The sequence below is a fragment of the Bradyrhizobium sp. SMVTL-02 genome, assembly GCF_051853005.1.
GTDB lineage: Bacteria > Pseudomonadota > Alphaproteobacteria > Rhizobiales > Xanthobacteraceae > Bradyrhizobium.
In genome coordinates this window covers 2841645-2854132 of record NZ_CP182469.1, presented here as the reverse complement: position 1 = coordinate 2854132, position 12488 = coordinate 2841645, and the positions used below count along the sequence as shown (strand labels likewise).

Below are 12488 nucleotides of genomic sequence, written 5' to 3'. Positions count from 1 at the left end.
ACCTGAGTTCGTTCTTTGCAAAGCGCGCGTGTTGCGGCCGCCCATGATGCTTGCCATTCGCCGCGCTTTGTTCCATGCCGCGGAACGGATACTCCGCCGGCATGGATCAAAAATGGCTGGCGATGGCATTTGGTATGCCAGAAGCCAACTTGTCAAGTCGCGGCGCACCTTAGAACGCCGCAAAAAATAGGCAGCTTGACATTCTGGCATGTGGTATGCCAAAAACTTTCCCGCTAATATTCCTGTAAAAGACGACTCCCACTGGAGGAGATTCGTCGTGTCACTACGGAAACCAACCAAGGCGTTGCCGAACATGGCCGAGGCAGACATCGCAATCGTTCGTATTGCCCCGGAGAGCAGCTTCAAGAACAAGGCGTATGACGCCTTGAAGGAAGCCATCCTCAAGATGGACATCTACTCGACGCCCGAGCCGGTGATGCTCGACGAGCGGGCCCTGTCCGAACGTCTCGGCGTGAGCCGCACGCCGATCCGCGAAGCCATCGCGATGCTCGAGCAGGACGGCTTCGTGAAGACCGTGCCGCGCCGCGGCATCATGGTGGTGCGCAGGACCAAGAGCGAGATCGTCGACATGATCCGCGCCTGGGCGGCGCTGGAGAGCATGGCCGCGCGCCTCATCACCACCACCGCGCGCAAGAAGGACATCACGGCGCTGCGCGACTTCTTCAAGGATTTCGGCAAGGACCGCCTGCCCGAGGATCACGTGGAGGAATATTCCAGGGCCAACATCGCCTTCCACCAGGCGCTGATCTCGCTGTCGGAGTCGCCGGTGCTGGTCGATCTCACCAACGACTTGCTGCTGCACGTGCGCGGCTACCGGCAACTGACGATCGGACGCAAGGACCGCACCGCGACCTCGCTGCCCGAGCATCTCGCCATGATCGAAGCGCTCGAGGCGCGCGACACCGAGCTCGCCGAGAAGCGCGCCCGCGATCACACCCTCGGCCTTGCCGCTTACGTCGAAGCGCACGGCCAGGAACTGTTCACATAACTCTTTACCTAGCAACGTTCACCAGAAGGGCGAGAAATTCGCCCCGTTACTTGAGACCAGGGAGACAAGGCCCATGCTGAATACCGCGACCAAGTCCGAGGCACCGGGCACCGAGCAGGAACTGACGGATGGCTTCCATCTCGTCATCGACGCGCTCAAGCTGAACGGCATCAACACCATCTATAATGTGCCGGGCATCCCGATCACGGATTTGGGCCGCATGGCGCAGGCCGCCGGCATTCGCGTGATCTCCTTCCGCCACGAGCAGAACGCCGGCTATGCCGCAGGCATCGCCGGCTATCTCACCAAGAAGCCCGGCGTCTGCCTCACGGTGTCGGCGCCCGGCTTCCTCAACGGCCTCACCGCGCTCGCGCACGCCACCACCAACTGCTATCCGATGATCCTGGTCTCGGGTTCCTCCGAGCGCGAGATCGTCGACCTGCAGCAGGGCGACTACGAGGAAATGGACCAGCTCGCGATCGCAAAGCCGCTGTGCAAGGCGGCCTATCGCGTGCTGCACGCCCAGGACATCGGCATCGGCTTTGCCCGCGCCATCCGCGCTGCCGTCTCCGGCCGTCCGGGCGGCGTCTATCTCGACCTGCCGGCAAAACTGTTTGGCCAGGTCATGAACGCCGAGGCCGGCCAGAAGTCGCTGGTCAAGGTAATCGACGCGGCTCCCGCGCAGATCCCCTCGCCCGCTTCGGTCAAGCGCGCGCTCGACGTGCTCAAGAGCGCAAAACGTCCGCTCATCATCCTCGGCAAGGGCGCGGCCTACGCGCAGGCTGATGAGGAGATCAAGGCTTTCGTCGAGAGGAGCGGCGTGCCGTTCCTGCCCATGAGCATGGCCAAGGGCCTGCTGCCCGACACCCATCCGCAGTGCGCCGGCGCGGCCCGGTCGACCGTGCTGAAGGATTCCGACGTCGTCATGCTGATCGGCGCGCGGCTGAACTGGCTGCTCTCGCACGGCAAGGGCAAGAGCTGGGGCGAGACGCCGAAGAAGTTCATCCAGGTCGACATCGAGCCGAAGGAAATGGACTCCAACGTCGAGATCGTCGCGCCCGTCGTCGGCGACATCGGCTCGGTGGTCTCCGCCTTCAACCAGGCGATGGGCACCGGCTGGACCGCGCCGCCGGCCGAATGGGCCAAGGCCGTCTCGACCAAGCGCGAAGAGAACGTCGCCAAGATGGCGCCGAAGCTCATGAACAACAAGTCGCCGATGGATTATCACGGCGCGCTCGGCGTCTTGAAGAACGTCATCAAGGAGTACCCAGAGGCGATCCTCGTCAACGAAGGCGCCAACACGCTCGACCTCGCCCGCGGCGTCATCGACATGTACAAGCCGCGCAAGCGTCTCGACGTCGGCACCTGGGGCGTGATGGGCATCGGCATGGGCCAGGCGATCGCAGCCGCGCTCGAGACCGGCCATCCCGTGCTCGCGGTGGAAGGCGACTCGGCGTTCGGCTTCTCCGGCATGGAGGTCGAGACCATCTGCCGTTACAACCTGCCGATCTGCGTCGTCATCTTCAACAATGACGGCATCTATCGCGGCACCGACGTCAACGGCGCCAACTCCGATCCGGCGACCACCGTGTTCGTCAAGGGCGCGCGTTACGACAAGATGATGGAAGCCTTCGGCGGCGTCGGCGTGAACGCGACCTCGCCCGACGAGCTCAAGCGCGCCGTGAACGAGGCGATGAAGTCCGGCAAGCCGACGCTCATCAACGCGGTGATCGATCCGGCCGCGGGCTCGGAGAGCGGCCGCATCGGCAACCTCAATCCGCAGAGCGTTCTGCAGAAGAAGAAGTAAGTCCACCCCTCAACCCTTTATTCCCTGCCGGGTGCAGGGGCAGACAGAGTACGGAGCAACATAATGACCAAAGCGCTCGAGGGCGTTCGCATTCTCGACTTCACCCACGTCCAGTCCGGACCGACCTGCACGCAGCTGCTGGCCTGGTTCGGCGCCGACGTGATCAAGGTGGAACGCCCGGGCGTGGGTGACATCACCCGCGGCCAGCTGCAGGACATCCCGAACGTGGACAGCCTGTATTTCACCATGCTCAACCACAACAAGCGCTCGATCACGCTCGACACCAAGAACCCCAAGGGCAAGGAAGTCCTAACCGAGCTGATCAAGAAGTGCGACGTGCTGGTCGAGAATTTCGGCCCCGGCGTGCTCGACCGCATGGGCTTCCCCTGGGAGAAGATCCAGGCGATCAACCCGAAGATGATCGTCGCCTCGATCAAGGGCTTTGGTCCCGGTCCCTACGAAGACTGCAAGGTCTATGAGAACGTCGCGCAGTGCACCGGCGGCTCCGCCTCCACCACCGGGTTCCGCGACGGCCTGCCGCTCGTGACCGGCGCGCAGATCGGCGACAGCGGCACCGGCCTGCACCTCGCGCTCGGCATCGTCACCGCGCTCTATCAGCGCACGCATTCGGGCAAAGGCCAGCGCGTCACCGCCGCCATGCAGGACGGCGTGCTCAACCTCTGCCGCGTCAAGCTGCGCGACCAGCAGCGCCTCGCCCATGGCCCGCTCAAGGAATACAGCCAGTTCGGCGAGGGCGTCCCGTTCGGCGATGCCGTGCCGCGTGCCGGCAACGATTCCGGCGGCGGCCAGCCCGGCCGCATCCTGAAGTGCAAGGGCTGGGAGACCGATCCGAACGCGTACATCTACTTCATCACCCAGGCCCCGGTCTGGGAGAAGATCTGCGACGTGATCGGCGAGCCCACGTGGAAGACCGATCCGAACTACGCCAAGCCGGCGGCCCGCCTGCCGCGGCTCAACGAGATCTTCGCCCGCATCGAGCAGTGGACGATGACCAAGACCAAATTCGAGGCGATGGAGATCCTCAACAAGGACGACATCCCCTGCGGGCCGATCCTGTCGATGAAGGAGATCGCCGAGGACCAGTCGCTGCGCGCCACCGGTACCGTGGTCGAGGTCGACCACCCCACCCGCGGCAAGTACATCTCGGTCGGCAACCCGATCAAGCTGTCGGAGAGCCCGAGCGAGGTCACCCGCTCTCCCCTGCTCGGCGAGCACACCGACGAGATCCTGCGCTCGGTGCTCGGCTTCTCGGACCACCAGGTCGCCGACATCCACAAGTCCGGCGCGCTCGATCCGCCGCAAAAGCAGGCCGCCGAGTAAGCGGACTGATTTGAACCAACACGAAAGGGCCGCCCGAACGGACGGCCCTTTTGCTTGCGCACGCGTGCCGTCGCAGGGCTCAAACCAAAAGTGGAAAAACAACCCCATGCACAGTAGCCAGCGCATTGGCACCAGAGGAATTTCTGATTCAACGAAATAACTTTGACCCGTCGGGCAAAACAGGGTTATTATGCCGTCGTCGAAAAGAGTGAATGTCCCGGACGGCACCTGCCCTACGGCGTCCGGTCTCCAGCTTCTTTCGTGTCGCCAGAGGTGAGATCCTCGGGACCGATCGATCGCAAATTAACTCCGCCCCAAGAGGAACAGGCGGGGGTTCCGCCCCGTTATCTCTGCGCGGGCGCGCTCGTGGGAGCGCAGGCGGGCCAGTCCGACGACAAGTCGACCGCGGCCAGCCCGCGAGCCGAGGAACACGCCGTTTCCGCGCCCTGTTCACCCAAATCGAGGTCAAGACGATGAGAGATCATCCCGCGTCCCGGGCTCTGCGGGAGGCCAACAGAGCGTTCAAGCCGGTCGAAACGAAGAAGCCGATGACCGACTATGCGAAGGCGCAACAGTCTCTTCATGAAAATCGCGAGCGCCTGAAAGCAGAACGACTGGCGCGAGAGGCCAAGCAGGGACATCGTCCCAGATAAGGCAGTGCCGGTGCCGCATTATTACTTCGACATCAGGGACGGCAAAGCACTCGCTGTGGACGAAGAGGGACTGAGTCTGACGAACCAGAGAGTCGGCGAGATCGAAGCTGCGCTGTCTCTTGCCGATACCGCCAAGGACCTTGCGCCATCCGCGAGCGGCCGCGGTCTGGCCATCGAGGTTCGCGATGACGATGGCCCGATCTTTCGGGCAGCATTTCTGTTCGGGACCGGCCGGCCGACCGGTTGAGGTTGAGATCGGCCCCGGACTTCGGCCTACCTAGAGCATCGAGAGGACCACGACCCCGTCCTCGAGCTCACCTGACGCGAGGCGCGCCCGCGCGATACGCTCGAACTCCGTTCGATACTTCTGGAGATAACTGAAGGCCTGCCTCTGCGTCTGAAACGTTGTTGCAAGACGGCATAGCTGTCGGCCCGCGCCGAGCGCGAGAAAGAAGGTGATTGTACCGCCGTCATCCGGCTTGACCCTAGGCACGACCCGCACTCATTCGCATGTGAACGGCCCTCTTCAGCTTCTCGGCGGCTCCGTTGAATTCGGCTATCGCGGCGACTTCCTCGTGCGCTTCTTCGGTGAGGGCGCCGGTAACGATGCGCGAAGACTTGCCTCGGCTGCTTGCTCAGCCGCTTCCTTGGCCTCACGAAGCTCGCGAAGCCGCGCCATGTTCTTGCGGATATCGACAGCGCGCCTTTCGACATCCGCGACCGCCTGCGCACCCTCTTGGGCGGCCAGGCGTTGACGCTCGGCCCGCGCTACGGATTCGGGTGACGGTTCGGCCGATTTCCTGGCGCTCATCTCTCACCCTGCTCGGCTACGGGCAAAACCCGCTCAATCCTTACGATCGAGCGGGTCGCGTGGCCGTTTCAGTACATCCGTGAAACGGCGCTTGGGAGATCAGGCCAGCGAGAGATTCTCAGCGCTGACCTTGCCCCGCATCTTGTCGGTCTTGGCCTCGAAGTTGACCTTCTGGCCCTCGGCGAGACCCGCGAGACCAGCCCGCTCGACCGCGCTGACGTGAACGAACACGTCATTCCCGCCGTCGTCGGGTTGAATGAATCCAAAGCCCTTCTGGCCGTTGAACCACTTCACAGTACCTGTCGTCATTCTTCTTCTCCAAAGCGCAAAGGCGCGCATTCCGCGTGACGCTCACGCAGATCGATTCAATTCGTCGATGTCTCTGGAAAAGGAGCCCGCAGGCGCATTCAACAAGCACAGCGGCTGAACGAACAGAAGTGACCGTATACCTCGCTATCGACATTAGCAAGGCTCTCAGCGGATTTAATCGCAGTCGCAGCCGGGGGGTCCGGCACGCACGCTCAAACGCCGGGTGGGGGCCGTGGCGAGCCACGGCCGCGGCGAGACCTCGCTCGTCACCGCAGCTATCGCTTGAGCTCTCTGATGAGCTTCGCCAACCCTGGATCGTCAGGCCGGAACAGCGCCAGTCGCTCGGCGTAACCAAGCGCTGCGGCGATGTCTCCCTTCTCCCTGCTGAAGTTCAAAGCGGCTGAAAGCAGCTCCAGATCATTCGGATGTCTGCGCAGGCTTTGGTTCAGCACCGAGAGTGCATCGTCGCGCCGGCCCGTTCCATTCAGGCCTATAGCATAGACGTAGGCGTACCGCATTTGGCCGGGGTCGAGAGAGGCGGCCTGGCGCAGTTCGTCGAGAGCCTCCTCGCTTCGCTTCTGGCGCACGAGTGTCAACCCGAGCGCATGATGGAGAGACGCGTCCTGCGCCGACGTGGAGAGTGAGTCACGCAGGATCTTCTCCCCGTCACTGTCGCGTCCGAGCTGCCGGTACAGGTCGGACAGGTTGACGGCGGCCGCCGCAAACGAGGGGTCGAGCCTCAGGGCGGCGCGGTATTCGGCTTCCGCCGCGCCGGAATTGGCCTGGCGTACGAAGAAGTTGCCAAGCGCCGTTCGCGAATCCGGCCGATCCGCATTCAACTTCTGCGCAGCGACGAATTCGGCAGCGGCCCGCGTGAACTTGTCGCGATCGGCGGCTGGCTGGCGCGCCGGAGGCACGGCGGCCAGAAGCTCGGCGGCGCGAATGCGCACACCACGCACGGGATCGTCCAACTGCGGCGAGGCGAGTGGCCAGAGCTGATCGGCGGGCGCTCCTTCGAGTCGATCGAGCGCGCCGAGCCTCACGAGCGGATCGGAATCGGACAGCCCTTGCCTGATCAGATTGAGAATCGGTGCCGGAAGCTCCGCCAGCGCGCTGGCGCGGACGAGGCCGGGAACGTCAGTCGACTCCGCGATGGCAGCGAGTTGCGCTTGCGCGTCGGCAGCCTCGCTCCAGGCGGCATGGAACGCAGCTGCATAGGTCTGATGACCGCGCCGCTCCGGCCCGAACCAGCCCTCGATCTGATCCGCCGCCCAGGCCGCTGGCCTGTCGCGATGGCAATCGTTGCACGCATTCGGTACGCCCGTCTGCACCGAGAGATCGGGACGCGGAACGCGCAAGCCGTGGTCGTGGCGGCGGTCGACGACCATGTAACGACGTTCCGGCATGTGGCAGGCCGGACAGCCCAGCGGCGACGAGACACCGGCGTGGTGCCGATGCGCCACGGTTTCATATTTGGCGGGCGCATGGCACTGCGAACAAACGCCGTCTCCGGGCGCCTTCAACGTTGCGCTGTGCGGGTCGTGGCAGTCGCTGCAGGTCACGCCCTTGGCGTACATCCTGCTCTGCTTGAACGGCGCGTAATTGTAGGTCTCCTCGTCGTCGCGCATCTGGCCGTCGGCATGAAAGCGTTGGCGGTCGAGCAGCGATACGTGGTGTGTATCAGAGAGCGGTCGGCCCGGTATCCAGTCTTCGGAAAGCTGCCCGCGGCGCGCGTGGCAGCGCCCGCAGGTCTCGACCTCCTTGCGCAGGGCCGGCGCCGGCGTGTTGCGTGCCGGCGCCAACGTGCCCGCGGAGGCGGACCAGGTGATCCCGGTGCGCTCGTCGAAGCGGACCAGCAGGCCGTTATCGGCCTCGCGCGCCGCCGGCTTGGTGTGCGCCCAGGCGACATGTCGCGAGCCCGCCCCGTGGCACGCCTCGCAGCCGACGCTGATCTCGGAGAAGGTAGTGGCGAAGCGATTCTTCTCGGCGTCATAGCCCTTGTGCACGTTCGTCGAATGGCACTCCGCACACATGAAATTCCAGTTCTGGCTCAGCTTCGTCCAGTGCAGGGAATCGCTGCTGGTGATGGCGCTGTCCGGGTAGAGATGAAACCAGCGCTGACCGCCCTGCTCTTTCGGCCGCGTGTCCCAGGCGATGGACAGAGCCTGGACGCGCCCATCCGGAAATTCAACCAGATATTGCTGCAGCGGGTCGATGCCAAAGGTGTATTTCACCTCGAAGGTCGCGAGCTTGCCGTCAGGCCCATCGGTCTCGACCAGGAACTTGTTGTCCTTGCGGAAGAAGCGCGAGCGCGTACCGGCGTGGTCAAAGGTCGCGTCGTTGAAATCGCCGCGCACGGACTGCGCCGTCGCGTGATCCATAGCGCGGCGGTGCTGGGAGGTCCGCCAGAGGCTTGCTTCCGCATCGTGACAGCCGGCACAGGATTCACTGCCGACGAAAGCCAATTCGGCAGGCGCTGACGTCTGAACGGGAGTCTTCGATGGTTCGAACCATTGCAGTCCGACGACGATCGCGGCAGCAACGACGATCGCGGCAACCACTGCGCTCGCGGTGATGATCCAGCGCCTCGTGGCGCGGCGAGGGACATGCAGCGGCTGCGGCGGGGACTGCACCGGTTCGGGCGTTATCGCCTTGCGGACCTTGTCGCTCTTGCGGTTCTTTCGCGAGCCTCGTGCCACGTCCGCTTACCGCCCCCGCCGTTCCGCCTACAAGTGAAGGTCATTGTCGTGAAGGGCAATTCTGGTTTCGCGCGCCAGATCGATAAGGGCGAGGCTGAACATCAGCATGGCCGCCATGAACAGGATCGCCGCGCCGTATTCGTGTGCGACTTGCAGGAGCGCGCTGACGAATGCGACGAAGATGATGAGGGCCGTGAGGATCGCTGCGATGACGGAGCAGAACAGCGACCGGTTCAGGAGCCTCGCCCTTTTCCGGAGCCGCGGCAGGTCGGCTTTCAGAAACGCCTTTGTAGCGTCGCTTGCGGGAATGCCGTGAATGAACTGCGAGCGGTCGATCACCCGGTTGATCCGCGAGATCACGACCGAGATGAAAGCAGCAACCGCGCCGAGCAGAAAGGCGGGAGCTGCGACATTGGCGATGATGCGGCCAAGTTCGTCGATCGAAGGTGTGATTGGGATCAGATCGGTCACGCTTTGCATGTTACCGCCGTTCGGTGCTGGCGCGCTTCGTCACCGCAACGGCTCGACCTTGGCGGCCATGTCTGGCACGCGGCTCACCCGATAGCTCGCGTTGCTGCATCTGAGCACCCAGACCCCATGATCGGCCCTCGAGCGCCGGACATCCTTGGTCGCGCCCAGCGGCTTGTCGCAAGTAAAACCCTGCGAACGGATCTGTGCGGCAAGCAGGCCCTGAAGCGTCTCCGTCACGGCCTGCGCCGCTGCGCGGCCGACGAAGACGTCGATCAGTACAAGCGCTGAAAGGAAGATCCAACGACTGCTTTTCATGAGCTTCTCCGATCCCGCATCGCCTGCATTCGGGCCCCCGGGAGGCCGATTGGCTTCCCGGCGGTCTCGCGCCGAGCTATCGGCGGACACATTCCTGAACGAACTTGACCCGGTCCACCATACCGAGACCCTTCGCCTCGGCCTGCTTGCGACAGCCTTCGCGCTTGTCCATTCCGAGCTGGATCTTCTCGACAAGGCTCACGCCAACGGTGCCCACTTGTGTCCCGGACGAAGCAGTCTGTCCGTCGTCGGCAGATGGCCCATCACCGGCGGCACGGGCGGCCTCCTGCAGCCGCTTGACATCATCCGGGCTCAACTTGGGCCGCTCGATGTCAAGCGTGAGCTTGTTGATTTTGCCGGTGAAGGCGAACGGCGCCTGATAGTCGTTGTCGTCGACCGGCGTGCCGGTATCGGACCCGATGTCGAACGCCTCGTCCCACTGCAAAATGAAAGGAAGCGTATGCTCCATCTTCTCGGTGGCCACCACGTTGCCGTCGACCTTGAGCGTCCCGGTACCGCCTTGTCCGATGCCGGTGTAGTTGCCGAACACCATGGTGCCCGCTCCAAGACCATCGTACTTGAAGTCAAACTCGATGAGGTGCTTGCCCGGCGTGAGCTCCGGCCCCTCCCAACGCACGCGCTTGAGGTCGACGAGGTTCCAGGTGAAAACGGGCTTGCTCTTCAGGACATAGAGGCCATAGCCGCCGAAACGTCCGCCTTGCGTCACCAGCACACCTTCGGCGCCGCCATCGGGAATGTCGACGTCGACCTTGAAGCTGTAGGAGGAGTTGAGCAAGCTCGGCGCGTCACCATTCGGTGTGCCGGTCATCGGTCGCGTCCAGGCAAAACTCGTGCGGCCGGCGCTGAGACTCGGACGCGGAGTGATGATCCGGGTCGCGACGGATGAATCGAGCGGCAGCACCTGGTATTTTTCCGCCTCCTTCCAGAACAGCGCCTGGAGTTCTTTCAGCTTGTCCGGATTCTTGGCGGCAACGTCCTCGGCCTGCGTCCAGTCGTTACGCAGGTCATACAGCTCCCACGGATAATCGAGCGGGCTTGGCAGCTTCGCGACCGTCACCCACGGCGGACGCAAGACCTTGGTGCTGGCGATCCAGCCGTCGTTATAGATGGCGCGATCAGCAAACATCTCGAAATACTGAGTCGTGTGCGTCGAAGGCGCATTCGCGCTCTTCGCATCGAACGTATACATCATGCTGACGCCCTCGATCGGGCTTTGCTTGATGCCGTCAACGATTTCCGGCTGCTTGATCTGCGCGGCCTCGAGAATGGTCGGCACGACGTCGATGACGTGATGGAACTGGGTGCGGATGCCCCCCTTGTCCTTGATCACTTCCCGCCAGGAGATCGCCATGCCCTGGCGCGTCCCGCCGAAGTGGGAGACGATCTGCTTGGTCCAGGAGAATGGGGTGTCGAACGCCCAGGCCCAGCCGATCGACATGTGATTATAGGTGCGGTCGGTTCCCCAGACGTCGTAGAAATACTTGAGCTGGTCCTCGACCGACGGGTTGATCTGGTTGAACATCGCCACTTCGTTCGGCGTGCCGTTGGGTTGCCCCTCAGCGCTCGTCCCGTTGTCGCCCTCGATATAGATGATGAGCGTGTTGTCGAGCTTGCCCATATCCTGGATGGACTGGATCACGCGGCCGATTTCATTGTCCGCGTATGCGACATAGGCGGCGAATACGTCAGCTTGACGGATGAACAGCTTCTTCTCATCGGCCGAAAGCTGATCCCAATCCTTGATCAGGTCCTTCGGCCATGGGGTCATCTTCGCATTCCCCGGAATGACGCCGAGCCGCTTCTGGTTCTCGAAGATCGTGTCGCGCAGCTTGTTCCAACCCTGGTCGAACAGGTGCATGTCGCCGATCTTCTTGACCCACTCCGGCGTCGGGTGATGCGGGGCATGGGTTGCGCCGGGCGCGAATTTCACGAAGAACGGCGTATCCGGCGAGAGCGCGTTCATGCGATTGACATAGTCGATGGCGTCGTCCGCCATCGCCGTCACCAGATTCCAGCCGGGCTTTCCTTCATAGGGATAGATCGGCGTGGTATTGCGGACGAGATTGCCGGGCTGCCATTGGTTGGTGTCGCCGCCCATGAAGCCGTAGAAATATTCAAAGCCCATGCCGGTCGGCCACTGGTCGAACGGACCTGTCTGGCTCGCCTGGTATTCCGGCGTATTGTGGTTCTTGCCGAACCACGCGGTGTGATAGCCGTTATCGGAAAGGATCCGGCCGATCGTCGCCTTGTCCTTGGTGATGATGCTGTCGTAGCCGGGGAAGCCGGTGGCCTGTTCGGCGATCACGCCGTAGCCCACCGAGTGATGGTTACGCCCGGTGATGAGTGCTGCGCGCGTCGGCGAGCACAATGCGGTCGAATGGAAGTTGGTGTAGCGCAATCCGCTTTGCGCGATACGGTCGAGCGCCGGCGTCGGGATAACGCCTCCGAAGGTGCTGGGGACGCCGTAGCCGGCATCATCGGTGATGATGAGCAGCACGTTCGGTGCGCCCTTGGGCGGCACCACGCGCGCGGGCCAGAAAGGTGTCGAATTGCGCGCGTCGCGCTCGATCTTGCCACCGAATTTCTGCGGCGGTGGCGGCAGCTGATCACCGGGAATGGTGATGGTTGCGGCGGGCGAGCCCGGAGGTGGTGCGGCTTGTTGGGCTTGCTGTGCGAATGCTGGCGAGAGCGCAAGGGTCAGTGAAAATGCGACAAGATGAAAGGATCGCGCAGGGCTCATTGGCAATCACTCCCTTCAAATGAGGCGCCATCATTGTACCGGACCCCGGAAATGGGCTTGATATGGATCAACAGATCAGGATGCCGGATCGGAAGCGGAGATGCTGGAGACAGCGGCGCTTTTCCGTAAGCTCCCGGGGGCAGGTATCATCGCGCGGTAGTGTTGTTCTCTTGCTACACCTGACTGCCCGCCCGGCGGGGTTATATGATCCGCAACATATCAGGCGCTCCCACTGAGCGAAGCTCGTGCTCCGGGAGGGGGCACCATGCGATTGACGAAAGCGGCTGCCGTCTTGCATTTGCGGCCTTGGCA

Annotated in this window: 12 protein-coding genes; 5 read left to right on the top strand and 7 right to left on the bottom strand. The window is 63.1% G+C overall.

Annotated features, from left to right (window positions below):
* The first annotated feature begins 313 nt into the window (after nt 1–313).
* The 5 genes from ACNJYB_RS13225 to ACNJYB_RS13205 all read left to right on the top strand — a co-directional run bounded on the left by ACNJYB_RS13225 (nt 314) and on the right by ACNJYB_RS13205 (nt 5057).
* Nucleotides 314–1009 (top strand): GntR family transcriptional regulator, encoded by a 696-nt coding sequence (locus ACNJYB_RS13225; RefSeq protein ID WP_167380903.1) that lies wholly within the window; start codon nt 314–316, stop codon nt 1007–1009.
* 73 nt (nt 1010–1082) lie between these two features.
* On the top strand, nt 1083–2816 hold the full coding sequence (gene oxc / locus ACNJYB_RS13220) for an oxalyl-CoA decarboxylase (RefSeq protein ID WP_439374361.1): 1734 nt from the start codon (nt 1083–1085) through the stop codon (nt 2814–2816).
* Between the two features lie 63 nt (nt 2817–2879).
* Nucleotides 2880–4157: a formyl-CoA transferase gene (gene frc / locus ACNJYB_RS13215; RefSeq protein ID WP_439374360.1), complete on the top strand. Its 1278-nt coding sequence runs from the start codon at nt 2880–2882 to the stop codon at nt 4155–4157.
* A 473-nt stretch (nt 4158–4630) separates the two neighbouring features.
* On the top strand, nt 4631–4810 hold the full coding sequence (locus ACNJYB_RS13210) for a hypothetical protein (protein WP_130367864.1): 180 nt from the start codon (nt 4631–4633) through the stop codon (nt 4808–4810).
* 4 nt (nt 4811–4814) lie between these two features.
* On the top strand, nt 4815–5057 hold the full coding sequence (locus ACNJYB_RS13205; RefSeq protein ID WP_439374359.1) for a DUF6894 family protein: 243 nt from the start codon (nt 4815–4817) through the stop codon (nt 5055–5057).
* Nucleotides 5058–5087: 30 nt separating this feature from the next.
* Here the strand turns inward: ACNJYB_RS13205 and ACNJYB_RS13200 are convergent, their stop codons facing one another.
* The 7 genes from ACNJYB_RS13200 to ACNJYB_RS13170 all read right to left on the bottom strand — a co-directional run bounded on the left by ACNJYB_RS13200 (nt 5088) and on the right by ACNJYB_RS13170 (nt 12176).
* A complete protein-coding gene (locus ACNJYB_RS13200) occupies nt 5088–5312 on the bottom strand; it encodes a hypothetical protein (RefSeq protein WP_439374358.1) in 225 nt (74 codons plus the stop codon).
* Between the two features lie 54 nt (nt 5313–5366).
* Nucleotides 5367–5621: a transcriptional regulator gene (locus ACNJYB_RS13195; RefSeq protein ID WP_439374357.1), complete on the bottom strand. Its 255-nt coding sequence runs from the start codon at nt 5619–5621 to the stop codon at nt 5367–5369.
* Nucleotides 5622–5720: 99 nt separating this feature from the next.
* Nucleotides 5721–5930 (bottom strand): cold-shock protein, encoded by a 210-nt coding sequence (locus tag ACNJYB_RS13190; RefSeq protein ID WP_100181166.1) that lies wholly within the window; start codon nt 5928–5930, stop codon nt 5721–5723.
* A 275-nt stretch (nt 5931–6205) separates the two neighbouring features.
* Nucleotides 6206–8629 carry a cytochrome c3 family protein gene (locus tag ACNJYB_RS13185; RefSeq protein WP_439374356.1) on the bottom strand — a complete coding sequence of 808 codons (2424 nt, stop codon included), beginning with the start codon at nt 8627–8629 and terminating at the stop codon, nt 6206–6208.
* 27 nt (nt 8630–8656) lie between these two features.
* Nucleotides 8657–9109 (bottom strand): DUF2721 domain-containing protein, encoded by a 453-nt coding sequence (locus ACNJYB_RS13180; protein WP_439374355.1) that lies wholly within the window; start codon nt 9107–9109, stop codon nt 8657–8659.
* A 30-nt stretch (nt 9110–9139) separates the two neighbouring features.
* Nucleotides 9140–9415 carry a hypothetical protein gene (locus ACNJYB_RS13175; RefSeq protein WP_439374354.1) on the bottom strand — a complete coding sequence of 92 codons (276 nt, stop codon included), beginning with the start codon at nt 9413–9415 and terminating at the stop codon, nt 9140–9142.
* Between the two features lie 76 nt (nt 9416–9491).
* Nucleotides 9492–12176, bottom strand: a complete 2685-nt coding sequence (locus tag ACNJYB_RS13170; protein WP_439374353.1) for an arylsulfatase — start codon at nt 12174–12176, stop codon at nt 9492–9494.
* Between the last annotated feature and the right edge of the window lie 312 nt (nt 12177–12488).

Coding starts and splice junctions, on each gene's coding strand:
- ACNJYB_RS13225 (WP_167380903.1), top strand. CDS start 314: ATGGCCGAGGCAGACATCGCAATCGTTCGTATTGCCCCGGAGAGCAGC.
- oxc (WP_439374361.1), top strand. CDS start 1,083: ATGCTGAATACCGCGACCAAGTCCGAGGCACCGGGCACCGAGCAGGAA.
- frc (WP_439374360.1), top strand. CDS start 2,880: ATGACCAAAGCGCTCGAGGGCGTTCGCATTCTCGACTTCACCCACGTC.
- ACNJYB_RS13210 (WP_130367864.1), top strand. CDS start 4,631: ATGAGAGATCATCCCGCGTCCCGGGCTCTGCGGGAGGCCAACAGAGCG.
- ACNJYB_RS13195 (WP_439374357.1), bottom strand. CDS start 5,621: ATGAGCGCCAGGAAATCGGCCGAACCGTCACCCGAATCCGTAGCGCGG.
- ACNJYB_RS13190 (WP_100181166.1), bottom strand. CDS start 5,930: ATGACGACAGGTACTGTGAAGTGGTTCAACGGCCAGAAGGGCTTTGGA.
- ACNJYB_RS13180 (WP_439374355.1), bottom strand. CDS start 9,109: ATGCAAAGCGTGACCGATCTGATCCCAATCACACCTTCGATCGACGAA.
- ACNJYB_RS13175 (WP_439374354.1), bottom strand. CDS start 9,415: ATGAAAAGCAGTCGTTGGATCTTCCTTTCAGCGCTTGTACTGATCGAC.
- ACNJYB_RS13170 (WP_439374353.1), bottom strand. CDS start 12,176: ATGAGCCCTGCGCGATCCTTTCATCTTGTCGCATTTTCACTGACCCTT.